The sequence below is a fragment of the Streptomyces sp. NPDC005820 genome (assembly GCF_040630255.1).
GTDB lineage: Bacteria > Actinomycetota > Actinomycetes > Streptomycetales > Streptomycetaceae > Streptomyces.
Genome location: NZ_JBEXXE010000036.1, coordinates 58,277 through 74,157, shown reverse-complemented (window position 1 = coordinate 74,157; position 15,881 = coordinate 58,277). Strand labels below are relative to the sequence as shown.

General features: G+C 72.6%; 18 protein-coding genes. 7 read left to right on the top strand and 11 right to left on the bottom strand.

Annotation, left to right across the window (positions count from 1 at the left end):
• Positions 1–60 precede the first annotated feature (60 nt).
• Both ABZ464_RS36085 and ABZ464_RS36080 read left to right on the top strand, forming a co-directional pair.
• Positions 61–879, top strand: coding sequence for an SAM-dependent methyltransferase (locus ABZ464_RS36085; protein ID WP_359284426.1), 819 nt, complete (start codon positions 61–63; stop codon positions 877–879).
• 159 nt (positions 880–1,038) lie between these two features.
• Positions 1,039–2,433 (top strand): S1 family peptidase, encoded by a 1,395-nt coding sequence (locus tag ABZ464_RS36080; protein WP_359284424.1) that lies wholly within the window; start codon positions 1,039–1,041, stop codon positions 2,431–2,433.
• Between the two features lie 81 nt (positions 2,434–2,514).
• On the opposite strand, the gene ABZ464_RS36075 is transcribed toward ABZ464_RS36080, so the two are convergent.
• Together ABZ464_RS36075 and ABZ464_RS36070 are read right to left on the bottom strand one after the other, a co-directional pair.
• The gene (locus ABZ464_RS36075) at positions 2,515–2,688 is read right to left on the bottom strand and encodes a hypothetical protein (RefSeq protein ID WP_359284421.1); all 174 of its coding nucleotides are present in this window, start codon (positions 2,686–2,688) and stop codon (positions 2,515–2,517) included.
• Between the two features lie 106 nt (positions 2,689–2,794).
• Entirely contained in the window at positions 2,795–3,982 is a 1,188-nt protein-coding gene (locus tag ABZ464_RS36070) for an ROK family transcriptional regulator (protein WP_359284418.1), read from the bottom strand.
• A 173-nt stretch (positions 3,983–4,155) separates the two neighbouring features.
• On the opposite strand from ABZ464_RS36070, the gene ABZ464_RS36065 reads away from it, so the two are divergent.
• A complete protein-coding gene (locus tag ABZ464_RS36065; RefSeq protein WP_359284527.1) occupies positions 4,156–5,358 on the top strand; it encodes a Gfo/Idh/MocA family oxidoreductase in 1,203 nt (400 codons plus the stop codon).
• 32 nt (positions 5,359–5,390) lie between these two features.
• Here ABZ464_RS36065 and ABZ464_RS36060 read toward each other — a convergent pair whose 3' ends face one another.
• The 3 genes from ABZ464_RS36060 to ABZ464_RS36050 form a co-directional block, all read right to left on the bottom strand.
• Positions 5,391–6,086, bottom strand: a complete 696-nt coding sequence (locus ABZ464_RS36060; protein ID WP_359284415.1) for a L,D-transpeptidase — start codon at positions 6,084–6,086, stop codon at positions 5,391–5,393.
• Between the two features lie 105 nt (positions 6,087–6,191).
• Positions 6,192–6,818: a hypothetical protein gene (locus tag ABZ464_RS36055; protein ID WP_359284412.1), complete on the bottom strand. Its 627-nt coding sequence runs from the start codon at positions 6,816–6,818 to the stop codon at positions 6,192–6,194.
• Positions 6,815–7,585, bottom strand: coding sequence for an aminotransferase class I/II-fold pyridoxal phosphate-dependent enzyme (locus tag ABZ464_RS36050; RefSeq protein WP_359284409.1), 771 nt, complete (start codon positions 7,583–7,585; stop codon positions 6,815–6,817). Before ABZ464_RS36050 ends, ABZ464_RS36055 begins: the two co-directional genes overlap by 4 nt.
• A gap of 62 nt (positions 7,586–7,647) precedes the next feature.
• Here ABZ464_RS36050 and ABZ464_RS36045 point away from each other — a divergent pair, with 62 nt between their 5' ends.
• Positions 7,648–9,039: an aminotransferase class I/II-fold pyridoxal phosphate-dependent enzyme gene (locus ABZ464_RS36045; protein WP_359284407.1), complete on the top strand. Its 1,392-nt coding sequence runs from the start codon at positions 7,648–7,650 to the stop codon at positions 9,037–9,039.
• Positions 9,040–9,221: 182 nt separating this feature from the next.
• Here ABZ464_RS36045 and ABZ464_RS36040 read toward each other — a convergent pair whose 3' ends face one another.
• The 4 genes from ABZ464_RS36040 to ABZ464_RS36025 all read right to left on the bottom strand — a co-directional run bounded on the left by ABZ464_RS36040 (position 9,222) and on the right by ABZ464_RS36025 (position 12,384).
• Complete coding sequence (locus ABZ464_RS36040; protein ID WP_359284405.1) at positions 9,222–10,136, bottom strand: SDR family oxidoreductase; 915 nt, start codon at positions 10,134–10,136, stop codon at positions 9,222–9,224.
• Positions 10,137–10,230: 94 nt separating this feature from the next.
• On the bottom strand, positions 10,231–10,611 hold the full coding sequence (locus ABZ464_RS36035) for a DUF4180 domain-containing protein (RefSeq protein ID WP_359284402.1): 381 nt from the start codon (positions 10,609–10,611) through the stop codon (positions 10,231–10,233).
• 58 nt (positions 10,612–10,669) lie between these two features.
• A complete protein-coding gene (locus ABZ464_RS36030; RefSeq protein ID WP_359284400.1) occupies positions 10,670–11,299 on the bottom strand; it encodes an MBL fold metallo-hydrolase in 630 nt (209 codons plus the stop codon).
• On the bottom strand, positions 11,299–12,384 hold the full coding sequence (locus tag ABZ464_RS36025) for an S-(hydroxymethyl)mycothiol dehydrogenase (protein ID WP_359284397.1): 1,086 nt from the start codon (positions 12,382–12,384) through the stop codon (positions 11,299–11,301). The genes ABZ464_RS36030 and ABZ464_RS36025 overlap by 1 nt, the downstream gene beginning before the upstream one ends.
• Before the next feature lie 159 nt (positions 12,385–12,543).
• On the opposite strand from ABZ464_RS36025, the gene ABZ464_RS36020 reads away from it, so the two are divergent.
• On the top strand, positions 12,544–14,298 hold the full coding sequence (locus ABZ464_RS36020) for an ABC transporter ATP-binding protein (protein ID WP_359284394.1): 1,755 nt from the start codon (positions 12,544–12,546) through the stop codon (positions 14,296–14,298).
• A gap of 76 nt (positions 14,299–14,374) precedes the next feature.
• Here ABZ464_RS36020 and ABZ464_RS36015 read toward each other — a convergent pair whose 3' ends face one another.
• Entirely contained in the window at positions 14,375–14,674 is a 300-nt protein-coding gene (locus ABZ464_RS36015) for a hypothetical protein (RefSeq protein ID WP_359284391.1), read from the bottom strand.
• 172 nt (positions 14,675–14,846) lie between these two features.
• Between ABZ464_RS36015 and ABZ464_RS36010 the strand changes: the two genes are divergently transcribed.
• Both ABZ464_RS36010 and ABZ464_RS36005 read left to right on the top strand, forming a co-directional pair.
• Positions 14,847–15,215, top strand: coding sequence for a nuclear transport factor 2 family protein (locus ABZ464_RS36010; protein WP_359284390.1), 369 nt, complete (start codon positions 14,847–14,849; stop codon positions 15,213–15,215).
• Entirely contained in the window at positions 15,203–15,460 is a 258-nt protein-coding gene (locus ABZ464_RS36005; protein WP_359284387.1) for a hypothetical protein, read from the top strand. Before ABZ464_RS36010 ends, ABZ464_RS36005 begins: the two co-directional genes overlap by 13 nt.
• Positions 15,461–15,475: 15 nt before the next feature.
• On the opposite strand, the gene ABZ464_RS36000 is transcribed toward ABZ464_RS36005, so the two are convergent.
• The gene (locus ABZ464_RS36000; RefSeq protein ID WP_359284384.1) at positions 15,476–15,877 is read right to left on the bottom strand and encodes a hypothetical protein; all 402 of its coding nucleotides are present in this window, start codon (positions 15,875–15,877) and stop codon (positions 15,476–15,478) included.
• Positions 15,878–15,881: the final 4 nt, after the last annotated feature.

Below are 15,881 nucleotides of genomic sequence, written 5' to 3'. Positions count from 1 at the left end.
TGAACGCACATGACCCCCACGAGTCCCGTTTCCGCCCCTCCTGCCGTCGGAGCCGAACCCATGACATCCCTGACACCCGCCCCAGAGAACTCCCGTATCGACATCACCCAGCCGCACACCGCCCGCATCTGGAACTACTGGCTGGGCGGCAAGGACAACTACGAGGTCGACCGGGCCGCCGGCGACCGGATCCGGGAGTTACACCCGGACATCGGTGAGTACGCCCGCGCCGACCGGCTCTTCCTGGGCCGTGCCGTGACCCATCTGGTGTCCGAGGCCGGCATCCGCCAGTTCCTCGACATCGGCACCGGGCTGCCCACCGCGGACAACACCCACGAGGTGGCCCAGCGGCTGGCCCCGGACGCCCGGGTCGTCTACGTCGACAACGACCCGCTGGTCCTCGCGCACGCCCGGGCCCTGCTCACCAGCACCCCCGAGGGCCGCACCGACTACCTCGACGAGGACCTGCGCCACACCGACGCGATCCTGGAACACGCGGAGAAGACGCTGGACCTCGCGGAGCCGGTCGCGCTGATGCTGCTCGGCGTGGTCATCTTCGTCGGCGACGACGAGGACCCGTACGGCCTGGTGCGGCGGCTGCTCGACCGGCTGCCGCGAGGCAGCCATCTGGTGCTGTCGCACACCGTCACCACCCCGGCGATGCCGGACGTGGACGAGGCCGTGCGGTTCTGGAACGAACACGGCACCCCGAAGCTGACCCAGCGCACCCCCGAGCGGGTGGCCCGCTTCTTCGACGGTCTGGAGCTGCTGGAGCCGGGCGTGGTGTCGTGCTCGCGCTGGCGGCCCGAGCCGCAGGGGGCCGGACGGCCGGAGCCGGCCGAGGTCGCGATGTTCGGCGGAGTGGCGCGAAAACACTGACTCCGGGCTCGAAAACGCCGGTGCGGCGGTGGCTCCGCGAGGTGATCACTTTCGGGCTGAACATGACCGGGCCCCCGCACGTATGGGGGTGAGGGCACTCAACGACCGGAGCGCCCCGCGGTGTTGGAGCCGCACGACCGGGGTTTTCGGGAGCTGGGCATGAGGCACGCACGACGACGGATCGTCCGGCGAGTGACACGGCTGGCGGCAGTCGGCGGACTCCTCCTGGGCGGGACCATGGTCACCCAGGCGGCCATGGCCACCGAGACGCCCGCCACCTCGTCGACGCCGCGCAGCACCCCGGAGTCCGTCGTCACCAACCCCGGTACGGCGCTGGTCAAGAAGCTCGGCACCGCGCGCACCGCGGGGACCTGGCTCGACGACGAGGGGCGCCCGGTCGTGGCGGTCACCGACGAGACGTCGGCCGCCACGGTGCGCAAGGCGGGCGCGGAGCCGAAGCTCGTGGACCACAGCATGAACGAGCTGAAGTCGGCCGCGACCACTCTGCGTTCGGCGCCCACGGTGCCCGGGACGGCGTGGGTGACGGACTACAAGACCAACGAGGTGATCGTGCAGGCCGACAGCACGGTGTCGGCCTCCGACTGGGCGAGCCTGACGAAGACCGCGACGGGCATCGGCAGTTACGTCCGGATGGAACGCACCGCGGGCAAGTTCACCACCCGGCTCAACGGCGCCCAGCCGATCCTGTCGACGGGCGGGCGCTGTTCGGCCGGGTTCAACGTGACCAACGGGACGAACGACTTCATCCTCACCGCCGGGCACTGCGGGCCGACCGGGTCGACCTGGTTCGCCGACAACACGGCGAAGCAGCAGGTGGGCCAGACCGTCCAGCAGAGCTTCCCGGTCAACGACTTCTCGCTGGTGCAGTACGCGAGCGGCAAGGCGGGCGACGGGGCCGACGTGGTGGCGATCGGCGACGGCAACGGGGTGCGCATCACGGGCACGGGTGACGCGGCGGTCGGCCAGCGGGTGTTCCGCAGCGGCAGCACCACCGGGCTGAAGGACGGGCAGGTCACCGGGCTCGACGCGACGGTGAACTACCCGGAGGGCACGGTCAGCGGGCTGATCGAGACGAACGTGTGCGCCGAACCCGGGGACAGCGGCGGTCCGATGTTCTCGGAGGGCATCGCGCTCGGCGTCACCTCGGGCGGCAGCGGCGACTGCACGACGGGCGGTACGACGTTCTTCCAGCCGGTGACGCGGGCGCTGGCGCAGCTGGGCGTGACGCTCATCGTGGCCGCGCCCTCCGGCAACGGACAGGGCGGCACCTCGCCGTCCGGCGCCCCCCAGCCGTCCCTGTCCCCCACCCAGGCGGCGATCGCGCCGGGTTCGACCTCGCCGGGCTCGACGACCCCGGTGACGGGCATCGGCGGCGGGACGTCGCTCGCCGCCCGGCTGACCGACCCGAACAACATCGGCCCCGGTCTGCTGGTCATCGGCGGCAGTCTGATCGCCCTGGTCGCGACCCGCTACATCCGCGCCGAGCAGGACCGCAAGGCCTACCGCGACTACTACTCGGCGACCTGGGGCTGAGCGGGGAGCCCCAAGGGGCAGACGGGCGGAGGGCAAACGAAAAGGGCACCCGGTCAGGGTGCCCGCTTCGGCCTACGAGGCTCAGACCGCGTTCAGCGGCTGCGGGGCCGCGGCGGCCCACTCCAGGACGAGGCGCTGGTACTCCGCGCGCTGCTCGACACTCAGTGTCCCGCCCGACCGCAGCCACAGGGCCCGGATCTCCTCGTTGACCTCGTCAGCCGAACGCTCGGAAACGGTTTCAACAGTGGTGGACATGGTGTGAGCATACGGCTCCCGAGGTGAAGGCCGCGTGAGTAAGTAGGGACGATACGGGCATTCCGTACCGTGTTACTGATCACGTCCTCCTGTACACCCCCATCTGTCAACCCCCATCGGACAGTTCTTCCCTCCCGGCGCCCAACACCAGCACCTGGATCGCCAGAACGGCGGCGCCGCGCGCCCAGTCGTGGAAGTCGGACACCTTGGTCTCCAGGTCGACCGGGGCGGCCAGCGGATGCCGGTGGGAGCGGATGGTCTCGGCGACCGTGCCACCCGCCACCTCCATGAGGCCGACCCCCTCACCGGCCAGGAGGATCTTCTGGGGCATGGCGAAGTTGGCGATCTGGGCCACCAGGGTGCCGAGGGCCCGGGCCGCCTCCTCGACGACCCGGGCGGGCAGCGGCTCACCGTCGGCGGCGCGGGCGAGGATCTCCTCGTACGTCCACGCGCGGCCGGTGGCGGCCTGGACCTGGTAGCGGATGCTGGGGATGGTCAGCAGCGAGACCGCGCTGCCGCGTTCGCCGTCGGGGGTGAGCGGCCCGTGGGCGTTCACGATCCAGTGGCGGCCGAAGCCGCGGTCCTCCTCGGCGCACGGCACCCGTCTGCCGCCGAGGACCAGTCCGTAGCCGAGGCCGGCGCCGATGGTCAGGACGGCGAAGCGGTCGAGACCGCGGCCCGCGCCGAACCAGGTCTCGGCCTCGACCAGGGCGGCGACGTCGTTCTCGACGACCACCGGCAGCCCGGTGCGCTCCTCGGTGAGTGCGGCGAGCGGCACGTCCTGCCAGCCGAGGTAGACCGACTCGCCGACCACGGCACGGTCCCGGACCAGCCCGCCCACCCCGATGCCGATGCCGGCGATCCCGGGGTGCGCGCGGGTCAGTTCCCCGGTCATCTCGCCGAGGAGGGCGACGATCCCTGCGGGCTCATGACTGATGAGCGGGCGGTCGTGGCGGGCGACGATGTCGCTCCTGAGGGTGGTGACGACGCCGTACACCCGGTCCGCGGTGATCTTGAAGCCGAGGAAGGAGCGGGAGCCCGCGACCACGTCGAGCGGCTGCGAGGGGCGTCCCTGCCGCACCTCCGCCGGGACTCCCTTCGGCTCTCCCTCGCCCACCTCGACGAGCAGGCCCGACTCGATCAGCGGCTTGGTCAGCCGGGTGAGGCTGCCGGCGGAGAGGTTCAGCCGCTGCGCGAGGTCGGTGCGCGACAGCGGCCCGTGGACGAGCACCTCGATCGCGACCGAGCGCTCTCCGGGGCTCAGCGGCAGCCAGCTGGCGGTACGTGCGGTCATGCGGGTGGGTCTCCCCATGGGCCGAGGACGAGGTTTTCTTCCGTAGCAAAAGTATCAGGGCAGCCTCCCATCGGCGGGACGCCATGGAAGGGCCTTCCGATACACCTCTTGACGTCTCGATTCTTCTACAGCGAAAGTAAGTGAGCGGACTCGACAAGAAGGGCATCCCTCATATGACGTTCTCGCTCGGCATCGTCGGCGCCGGCCAGTTCTCCGGCCAGTTCGCGACGCTGTTCCATGCCCATCCCGGCGTCGGTGACGTGTACGTCACCGATCTGCTGCCCGAGCGGGCCGAGCAGCTCGCCTCCGCGCAGGGGCTGGCCGGCACCTTTCCCTCGTACGAGGCGATGCTGGAGTCGCCGGCGGTGGACGCCGTCGCGATCTTCACCCAGCGCTGGACCCACGGCCCCCTGGTGCTCCAGGGTCTGAACGCCGGCAAACATGTCTACTCCGCCGTCCCCATGGCGATCAGCGCCGAGGAGATCGCGGCGATCATCGACGCGGTCAAGGCGACCGGACTGACGTACATGATGGGCGAGACCAGCCAGTACAACCCGGCGACCGTGCACGCCCGCAACCAGATCGCCGAGGGCGCCTTCGGGCGGCTCTTCTACGCCGAGGGCGACTACGTCCACGACATGGACCTGGGGTTCTACGAGGCGTACCGGTACAGCGGCGGCGAGAACTGGAAGGCGACCGCCAGCTATCCCCCGCTGCTGTACCCGACGCACTCGGTGGGCGGGGTGCTCGGCGCCTGGCGGACGCACGCGGTGAGCGTGTCGGCGATCGGGGTGGTGGACGGGCGCGGCGACGGCGTGTTCGACAAGGACGTCAGCCAGTTCGGTAACGACGTCTCCAACGCGACCGCGCTGTTCGAGGTGGCGGGCGGCGGCTCGTTCCGTACGAACGAGTTCCGGCGGGTGGGCTACCCCTCACACATCCGGGAGTCCCGGTTCCGCTTCTTCGGTACGGAGGCGAGCATGGAGCAGCTCGCCACCGTGGCGTTCTGGCAGGACAAGAAGGGCGTCAAGGACATCAGTGAACTCCTGGAGCCCAAGCCCACCCTGTCCCCCGACGATCCGTCGCTCCAGCACATCGCGCCGGAACTGCGGGCGGCCTTCACGTCCGGCTCGGCGCCCGTGCACGACCGCTCCCGGCTGCCTCGGGAGTTCGACCATCTGCACAACGGGCACGAGGGCAGCCACCACTTCCTGGTGGACGACTTCGTGACGGCCGTCACCACCCGCACCCTGCCGTCGGTGAACGCCTGGGTCGCGGCCCGCTACACCCTGCCGGGCATCGTCGCGCACGAGTCGGCACGGCAGGGCGGGGTGCGGCTGGAGATCCCGGACTTCGGGGACGCGCCGGAGAGCTGAGCCACCGGCCGGGATCCCTGGGTCGGGTGCCGTCAGGTGCCCGGCTTACGGCCGTACACGAAGACGTCGTCGCCGTTCTTCAGCAGCGACCAGTACTTCTTGGCGGTGGTCGGGGTCATGTTGACGCAGCCGTGGGAGCCCGGCGGGTTCCACATGCTGAGGTTGACCGAGTGGAAGGCCTGGCCGCCGTCGAAGAACTGGCTGTAGGGCATCGGCACGTTGTAGATGTTCGACACGTGGTCGATGTCACGCCAGTAGATCTTCTTCAGCCCGGTGCGGGTCTCGTACCCGTTGCGGCCCGTGCGGACCGGGACGGGACCGTAGACGAGCCTGCTGCCGTCCTGGATCCAGCTGAGCTGGAGGGTGAGGTTGACGCAGGCGATCCGGCCCTTGTTGGTGGGGCACTTGCGGGCCGCGTTGGGGTTGTTGCCCACCGCCTTCTGCTTGTTCATGAGGTCCATCACGCCCCAGGTGACGGAACCCGCGTAGCCGATGTTCGGGGTGATGCCGTGCTTGTTCTGGAAGGCCTGGATGGCCCGGCAGTCGGCGGCCGACTGCCTGCCGTCGACGGGCCGGCCGAGGAACTTCTCGACCTGCTTCTGGTACGGCCCGGCCTGCGTGGTGCAGGTGGCGGCCTGCGCGGGCGCGGCGCCCAGCACGAGCGTCAGCGGGGCGAGCAGCCCCGTGACCCCGAGCGCGACGGCTCCTCTTCTGCGTATGTCCCCCATGGGTGCCCTCTTTCCGGCGCGGTTGCGATCTCGACAACCTAGACCGGTGGGCGGGGGCTGTGGTTGTGGTCCCGCTCACCCTGTGACGAAACGGTGAACTTCCGGTCAGAGCGACGGCTCCGCGAGGCAGCGGCGCAGGAGGCCCACCGCACGGGTCAGCGCCTCCGGGCCGGCCGTGAACGGCAGTCGGAGGTGGTGGGCGAGGGTGGTGCGGTCGGCGGCGAAGTGGGGACCCGGGGTCAGGGCCAGACCGTGGCGGGCGGCCCGGGCCGTGAGGTCGGCGGCGCGGGTGGCGGTCCCCAGGTGCAGCCGGATCGTCAGTCCGCCGTCGGGGAGGTCGTACGTCCCTGCCGTCCCGTCGAGGAGCACGTCGAGGTGCGCGGCGAGATGGTCGCGCTGGGCGCGCAGCCGGCTGCGGCGGTCGGTGAGGACGGCGGCGAGGCCGTCGCCGAGCAGTTCGCAGGCGATGAGCTGTTCCAGGGGCGGTGGGGAGAGCTGCGCCTGGAGGGGGTTGGCGCGCAGCTCCCGCACGAGGTCGGCGCGGGCCCGGATCCAGCCGACCCTGAGGCCGCTCCACACCGTCTTGCTCGCCGAGCCGATCTGGATCACCCCGGGTCCGGCGAGAGGGGGTTCGCCGCCGGGAGGGGTGCGCAGGTCGAGGTCGCGCATCGTCTCGTCGGCGATCACCGTGAGCGGGAGGCGGGCGGTCTCCGCGCGGGCCGCGGCGGTCATGTGGGCGCCGGTGGGGTTCTGGAAGTCGGGGATGAGGTAGGCCAGTCGGACGCCCCGGGTGTGGACGGCGGTCGCCAGGTGGGCGAGGTCCCAGCCGTCGCGGGCCGACACCGGCAGCGGCAGCAGACGGCCCGGCGGCGGCGCAGGACGGCGAGGGCGCCGGGGTAGGTCGGGCTCTCGACGGCGACCGGGCGGCGGCGGTCGGTGTGCAGATGGTCGAGGAGCAGGGTGAGGGCGGACCGGGCGCCGGAGGTGACGAGGATCTGCTCCGGGCGGGCCGGCAGACCGGTGGCGGTGGAGTGGTCGGCGAGGAGTGCACGCAGGCGGGGCAGCCCGGCGGTGGCCACGCCCGCGTCGACGAGGAGGGTGGCGCTGCGTTCGGCGGCCCGGGCCAGGGCGGCGAGGCAGGCGTCGTGCGGGGCGGCGGTGACGGCGAGGGTGAGGTCGAGCTCGGCGTCGCCCGCGCCGCCCCGGTCCAGGGACCAGGGGGTGGTGCGTTCGGTGAGGCGGGCGGGGAGCAGGACGACGCTGCCGCTGCCGTGCCGGGTGTGCAGCCAGCCGTCCTCGCGCAGCAGGGCGAGGACGGTGACGACCGTGCCCCGGCTGAGCCGCAGGGCACGGGCGAGGTCCCGTTCGGAGGGCAGCCGGGTGCCGGGCGGCAGCCGGTCGTCGACGACCGCCTCCCGGACGGCGTCCGCGAGGCTGCGGCCCAGCGGCCCGGGGCGTTCGCGCCAGGCGCCGAGGGCGGTGGGGAAACCTTCGTGCACTGGTCCGGTTTCCCTCAAGTGGATCGGTCTCGATGGGCCCCGGGGGCCCTAGGGTCCTTCGTATGCACCCCACGCTCGCCGACGATCTCTCCCGGCTTCCCGCACTCCTGCAGTCCGCCCGTGATGTCGCCGCCCGTGAGCTGGGCGGTCTGGCGGAGCGGCCGGTGGTGGGTCCCGGGACGGCCCCCGGCCCGGCCGCCCTGCCGGAGGAGGGCGCCGGGGCCGAGGCCGCCCTCGCCCGGTTCGTCGAGGACTGGGCGCCGGGCTTCTCCGGCTCCGCCGGGCCGCGCTATCTGGGCTTCGTGACGGGCGGCGCCACGCCCGCCTCGGTCACCGGGGACTGGCTGACGGCCGCCTACGACCAGAACGTCTCCGGGGCCGCCGGGTCCTGGGCGGCGGCGCTGGAGCGGGAGACGGTGGCCTGGCTGCGCGAGGTGTTCGGGCTGGGCGTGGAGCACTCCGGGGCGCTGGTCACCGGGGCGACGGCGTCGAACACGGTGGGTCTCGCCGTCGCCCGGGAGTGGCTGGGCGAGCGGCTGGGCGTGGACGTGTCCCGGTCGGGGGCGGCCGGGCTGGGCCCGGTCGAGGTGCTCTCGGGCAGTCCGCACTCCAGCGTCGCCAAGGCGCTGTCCGTGCTGGGCATCGGCCGGGACCGGCTGCGGCCGGTGCCGCTGCTGCCCGGGAACCGTGAGGCCGTCGACGTGGCCGCGCTGGAGACCGCCCTCGCCGCGCTGGACGGCCGGCCCGCGATCGTCGTGGCCAACGCCGGCACGGTCAACACCGTCGACTTCGACGATCTGCGGGCGATCGCGGCGCTGAAGGAGCGGCACGGCTTCTGGCTGCACGTGGACGCCGCGTTCGGCGGCTTCGCCGCGCTCTCCCCGCGGTACGCGCACCTCGTGGACGGACTCGACGCGGCCGACTCGGTCTGTGTCGACCTGCACAAGTGGCTGAACGTGCCCTACGACGCGGCCGTGCAGTTCACGCGCCGGCGGGACCTCCAGGTGCGTGTCTTCCACAACGCGTCGCCCTACCTGGGCCTGCCCACGGGCGAGCCCGACTTCCTGCATCTGACCCCGGAGAACTCACGGCGGCTGCGGGCGCTTCCGGCGTGGTTCTCGCTGGTGGCGTACGGGCGGGCCGGGCACCGCGAGATCGTCGAGCGCAACGCCGCCCTCGCGGCCCGGCTCGGCGAGGGCGTCGCGGCGCTCGACGGGCTGCGGCTGCTCGCGCCCGTCCGGCTGAACGTCGTCTGCTTCACCCTCGCCGACGATCCGACCCCCGGGCGGGTGGCCGCGCTCGCGGACGCCGTCGCGGACTCTGGGGAGGCCTTCCTCACCCCGACGGTGTACGGCGGGGTCCCGGCGCTGCGGGCGGCGTTCAGCAACTGGCGCACGTCCGAGGCCGACACGGCACGGGTGCTCGCGGCTCTCACCTCGGCGCTGTCCGGCTGACCGGTTCCGTCCGCGGCCGGCAGCGCGGCGCCCGCCCAGAGGGCGACCCGGACTCCGGCCGGTTCGCCGACCAGACCGGAGACGGCCGCGCCGACGGCCGGGGCGCCGGTCGGCATGAACCGGAAGGTGGCTCCACACCCGGCCGGTAACCCGACGAAGAGGACCGGGCTGCCGCTGAGGGTTCAGCGGTAGCCGGTCACGTCCGCCGGTTTTCCCGCGTCCTGGACCTCGACCATGTAGCGCCAGGCGTCGGGGCGGCTCCCGTCGAGGTCGGTGAAGCCGTAGACGGGGGCGAGGCCGCCGCTGGAGAGGGACTGCCCGTTGAAGCGGGCCACGTCGGGGTCGGCGGCGAGGGCGGCGACGGCCCGGCCGACGTAACGGGGTGTCTCGGAGATGGCGAAGTGGGGTTGGCGGTCGAGGGCGTCGCGCCAGGTGTCCTCGGTGACCCCAAAGGCGTCGAGCATGATCTCCGAGCGCATCCAGCCGGGGGTGAGGGCGACGGCGGTGGCGCCGCGCGGGCCCAGTTCATGGCCGAGGGAGAACGCCATGCGCAGGACGGATGTCTTGGCGAGGTCGTAGAAGAGGTTGATGCGGTAGGTGGCGCGGTTGTACTCGGCGGTGCCGTCGGTCATCTCCACGACCAGGCCGCCGGGGTGGCGCAGCAGGAGCGGCAGGGCGTGGTGGCTGGTGATCGCGTGGGTCTCGACGGCGAGGCGGAGCAGTCTGAGGCCGTTGTCGAGGTCGTGCTCCCAGACGGGGGTGTCCCACGCGAAGAGGTGCTCGGCGCCCCAGATGTCGTTGACGAGGACGTCCAGTCGGCCGTGTTCGGCGTCGATGCGCTCGACGAGCGCCCTGACCCGGGCGGATTCGAGATGGTCGGTGGGTACGGCGATGCCCTGCCCGCCGGCCTCGGTGACCAGGTCGGCGGTGTCCTCGACGGTCTCGGGGCGGTCGTACTCGGAGCGGCGGTCGCGGGTGGTGCGTCCCGTGACGTAGACGGTGGCGCCCGCCGCGCCGAGTTCGACGGCGATCCCCCGTCCGGCGCCCCTCGTCGCCCCCGCCACCAGTGCGACCCTGCCCTCCAGCGGACCCGGCATGTCCGGCCTCCTCACGCGTGCCTCGGTTTCCGGTCCGAGGGTCGCGCGGAAGCCGGACATCCTGTGTCGCCTTTTTCCGCGGGCTCGCCGGATGTCACCCGGTGGGGCGCAGCCGGTCCGCGAGTTCGTCCTCGTCGGCCACGAACCACAGCTGGCGGCCCCGGTTCGCCTCGTACACGAAGTCACGCAGGGCGGAGGAGTCCGCGAGGTGCCGGGAGATGTCACCGACGACGGCCAGCCGCAGCCGGTAGGTGACGAACTTCTGCGCCACCGCGCCCGCGACCCCCGACCGCAGGCGGAAGAACTCCTCCCCGCACCGCTCGGCGGGGACCGCGACCAGCTCCGCGTCCCGTCCCATCGCGTCACCGATGAGATCGAGCGCGGCGCGCTCCCCGTCCAGCGCCGGCCCCTCGGGGGCACAGCGCAGGACGCGGGTGGTGTGCAGGGTCGTGAGCGTGGTCGCGGTGGTGGTCATGCGGGTGATCGTAGGGGTGGCCCACGACCGTGCGCCCGCCGTTTTCCCGCCGGCGGGGTCAGTGCCCGCGGGCGATCCACTCCTCCAGGTGGGGTGCCTCCGCGCCGATGGTCGTGGCGTCGCCGTGGCCGGTGAGCACCTTGGTCCCGGGCGGGAGGGAGAGCAGCTTCTCCCGGATCGAGGTGATGATCGTCGGGAAGTGGGAGTAGGAGCGTCCGGTGGCGCCGGGGCCGCCCTGGAACAGGGTGTCGCCGGTGAACAGGACGCCGAGGCCCGGGTCGTACAGGCAGACCGCGCCGGGCGCGTGCCCGGGGGTGTGCAGGACGGTGAGGTCGGCGCCGGCGGCCTCGATGACCTGGCCGTCGGCCAGATGGGCGTCGGGCTCACGGCCCGGGTGGGTGAGCTTCCACAGCGGCAGGTCGTCCGGGTGCAGCCAGATGGTCGCGCCGGTCAGCTCCGCGAGGGCGGGGGCCGCGCCGATGTGGTCGTTGTGGGCGTGGGTGCACACGATGGCGGTGAGCCGGCGGTCGCCGACGGCCTCGGCGATGGCGGCGGCGTCATGGGCGGCGTCGATGACGATCGCCTCGTGGTCGTCGCCGACGATCCAGACGTTGTTGTCCACGTCCCAGGTGCCGCCGTCGAGGCTGAACTGGCCGGAGGTGACGAGTCGTTCGATACGGGCGGCCATCACAGCACCACCACCGAACGCAGGACGTCTCCGTGGTGCATCCGCTCGAACGCCTTCTCCACCTCGTCCAGTTGGATGGTCTCGGTGACGAACGCGGCGAGATCCAGGCGGCCCTGCTGGTGCAGGTCGATCAGCATCGGGAAGTCACGGGAGGGCAGGCAGTCGCCGTACCAGGAGGACTTCAGCGAGCCGCCGCGTCCGAAGACGTCCAGGAGCGGCAGTTCGAGCTTCATCTCCGGGGTCGGGACGCCGACCAGGACGACCGTGCCGGCCAGGTCGCGGCCGTAGAAGGCCTGCTGGTACGTCTCCGGGCGGCCGACCGCCTCGATGACCACGTCCGCGCCGAAGCCGCCGGTCAGCTCACGGATCGCCTCGACGGCGTCGGTCTCCTTGGAGTTGACCGTGTGGGTGGCGCCCATCTTCTTCGCGGTCTCGAGCTTGCGGTCGTCGATGTCGACGGCGATGATCTTCGCGGCGCCGGCCAGGTTCGCCCCGGCGATCGCCGCGTCGCCCACGCCACCGCAGCCGATCACGGCGACCGTGTCGCCGCGGCCCACGTTGCCGGTGTTGATCGCGGCCCCGATGCCGGCCATCACACCGCAGCCCAGCAGCCCGGCCACGGCGGGCGACACCGAGGGGTCGACCTTGGTGCACTGGCCGGCCGCCACCAGTGTCTTCTCGGCGAAGGCGCCGATCCCGAGGGCCGGGGACAGCTCGGTGCCGTCGGTCAGGGTCATCTTCTGCTTCGCGTTGTGCGTGTCGAAGCAGTACCACGGGCGCCCGCGCAGACAGGCCCGGCACTGCCCGCACACCGCGCGCCAGTTCAGGATGACGAAGTCGCCCGGCGCGACGTCCGTGACGCCCTCGCCGACGGACTCCACCACGCCCGCCGCCTCATGGCCGAGCAGGAAGGGGAACTCGTCGTTGATCCCGCCCTGCTTGTAGTGCAGGTCGGTGTGGCACACGCCACACGCCTGGATCTGTACGACGGCCTCCCCGGGGCCGGGGTCGGGGATCACGATCGTCTCCACCCGCACCGGCTCGTTCTTGCCCGGCGCGATCACTCCGCGTACTTCCTGCGGCATGGTGCTGCCCCTTTCTTCGGCGGTCATCCGTCCCAGGTCCGACCCTACGCGTGACTGATCGGTAAGGGCACGGCCGACCACCCCGGAGCCCCTCCTTCCGGCCACGCTCGGCGACCGCCGTCGTAGCCTGAGGGCTCCGCCCGAGCGCCGAGGAGCCCCGTGAGCAACGCAGAGACAGCCGGTATACGGCCCCCGTGGCGGCTGCTGCTCGACTATGTACGACCGCACCGCTGGACCCTGCTGGCGGGGGCGGTGCTGTCGCTGGTCACCGGGGCCACCGGGCTGCTGCTGCCGCTCGTGGCGCGGGGGTTGATCGAGGACCTGTCCCACGACCGCGCGATCACCGGCGCGTTGCTCGCCCTGACCGGGCTGGTCGTGGCCAACGCGGCGCTGGGGGCGCTGGGTTCGTATGTGCTGCGGCGCACCGCCGAGTCGGTGGTGCTGGGCGCGCGGCGGGCACTGTCCTCGTATCTGCTGCGGCTGCGGATCCCGGCCGTGGACCGCAGCGAGCCCGGCGATCTGATGGCCCGGATCACCTCCGACACGACCCTGTTGCGCGAGGTCACGACCGACTCGCTGGTGGGCCTCGGCACCGGAGGGCTCACCCTGGCCGCGACGGTCGTGATGATGGGGCTGGTCGATCCGGTGCTGCTGGGAGTGACCCTGGCGGTGATCGTGTGCGCGGGTGCGGTGCTCGGGGTGATCGTGCCGCGGATCAACCGGGCCAGCCGGCAGGCGCAGGACGCGGTCGGGGTGATGGGGGCCTCGCTGGAGCGGGTGCTGGGGGCGCTGCGCACGGTGAAGGCATCGGGCGCCGAGCACCGGGAGGAGGAGGCGCTGCACGCGGCGGCCGAGGAGTCCTGGCGGCAGAGCGTGCGTGCGGCCAAGTGGTCGGCGGCGGCCGGGAACACGGCCGGGCTGGCGATGCAGGGCGCGTTCATCACCGTGCTGGCGGTGGGCGGGGCGCGGGTGGCGACGGGCGCGATCGGCGTCGGCACCCTGGTGGCTTTCCTGCTGTACGTCTTCTATCTGATGTCGCCGATCCAGCAGGTCGTGGGGGCCGTCACCCAGTACCAGACGGGTGCGGCGGCCCTCAGCCGGATCCAGGAGGCGCTGGCGCTGCCCGCCGAACCGGCCGCCCGGCCCGCCCCGCTGCCCTCCCCCGCCGCCGAACCCGCCTCGCTCTCCTTCACCGACGTCCGCTTCCGGTACGCCGACGATCTGCCGTACGTCCACCACGGGGTGACGTTCGACGTCCCGGCGCGGGGCATGACGGCGTTCGTCGGGCCGTCGGGTGCGGGGAAGACCACGGTGTTCTCGCTGATCGAGCGGTTCTACGACCCCGAGTCCGGCACGATCCGCCTCGACGGGCGCGCCCTCGGGGACTGGGAACTGCCGCTGCTGCGGTCGTCCATCGGGTACGTCGAGCAGGACGCGCCGGTGCTGTCGGGCTCGCTGCGCGCCAATCTGCTGCTGGGCAACCCGGAGGCGGACGAGGACACCGTGCGGCGGGTGCTGAAGACGACCCGGCTCGACGGGCTGGCCGACCGGCTGCCGCAGGGCCTCGAGACGCTGGTCGGGCACCGGGGGACGAAGCTGTCCGGCGGGGAGCGGCAGCGTGTGGCCATCGCCCGGGCCCTGCTGCGCCGGCCCCGGCTGCTGCTGCTCGACGAGGCGACCTCGCAGCTGGACGCGGTGAACGAGGCGGCGCTGCGGGACACGGTCGCCGATGTCGCCCGTACGACGACGGTGCTGGTCGTCGCGCACCGGTTGTCGACGGTGACGATGGCCGACCGGATCGTCGTCATGGACGCGGGCCGGGTGCGGGCGGTGGGGACGCACCGGGAACTGGTGACGGGCGATCCGCTCTACGCCGAGCTGGCGGCGACCCAGTTCCTGGCGACGGCCGAGTGAGAGACGGGGGCCGACGCCGAAGGGGCCGCCGCCCGGCGGGAGGTCCGGGCGGCGGCCCCCACGGGGAACCGGCGGGTCAGGTCTGGATCCCGGGGAGCAGCCCGGTGACGGGGGCGGCGAGGTCGGTGACCTGGTGCAGTTCGTTCAGCTTGCCGAGCTGGTGCACGTTGTTCAGCTCGGCCAGCTGGCGGGAGACCGGCGGCAGCTGGGCCCGGTGCTCCGCGGGGATCTCGCTCGTGGTGAGCGAGTCGAGCAGGGTCAGCGGGTGGATCCGGCCGTCGGACGGGGCTTCGGCCGCGTTCGCCAGGGGCGCGGCGAGGCCCGTGAGCCCGGCGGCGAGAGCGGCGACGGCGGCGATGCGTCGAGTGGAGATCATGCCTTGCGCAACGCGGCGGGCGCCGTCGCGGACACGGGTGGCGGACCGGGCTCACTCAAGAGGCGGAGCCGTGGCTGCTGCGCTTGCCGAGGTCCGCGTGGCGGAGGACGCTCGAAGGTGAGGGACCGGCGGCCCGGCTCCCCTCGGTCCGCGGCCCTCCTAGGAGGTCACCATGGGCACCGCGGCAAGTTCCGGCTTCTCCACCGACACTCTGCGCAGGGGGGTCGAGGGATCGACCGCCTCGGATCTGCTGTCCCTCTACGCGGACGACGCGCAACTGCGCATCGTCGACCGCAACACCCAGCCCAGCAGCCCGCGCGTGCTGCACGGCCGGGCGGAGATCGGCGAGCTGCTGCAGGACGTGTACAGCCGCGACATCAAGGCGCACAAGCTGGACGAGTGCATCGTCCAGGGCGACCGTGCCGCCTTCACCGAGTCCTGCGAGTACTCGGACGGCGTGCGGGTCCTCGCCGAGTCGATGATCACTTTGCGGGACGGCAAGATCGTCGAGCAGACGATGATCCAGGCATGGGACGAGTAGGGAGGAAGTTCGCCGGGGTCCAGGTCACTTCTCGGCTGACCTGGACCTTCTCGGCCCGGCTGGGGCGCTCGCGCGGCCACCGTTCCACGCTGCCGGCACCCGCGTCGGCGGCGGGCCGGAAGGTCTCCGTCGCCCTGCTGCGCACGGTCCTGGCGGCGGCGCGGCGGCCGCGCCCGCTTCCTCCCGCGCACCGGCCCCCGCTGCGGGCACGGCGCCGCCGGGTACTGCGCCGCCGGATGCGGTGAGGCCCGGTCGGCGGTTCAGCCGGTCGGCAGGTAACGGGCCGGGACGGTGTGCCAGTCCGGGGTGATGCCGTTCGTCTCGGAGGGCTGGGTGTCGCCGGTGTAGGTGTAGAGGGGGGCGCCGTCGTAGGTGAGCTGGAGGGTGCCGTCGTCGGGGCGCGGGAGGGTGGCGAGGGTGCCGGCGATGCCCGGCGGCAGGGCCGGGGTGGTGTCGGCGGTGGTGCGCAGGGGGTGGCGGGTGGCGGTGCAGGGGCCGGTGCACAGGGTGCCGTCGTGGACGTAGAGGGTGTGTCCGTCGGTGTCGGTGAGGACGTGGCCCTGGGTCTCGGTGGAGCCGACCAGGACCGTGGGGGCGGGGGCGAGGGCGAGACAGGCCAGGGCGGCCGTGGCGGCCAGCAGGGGTGTCGTCGGTGTGCGCATGGGA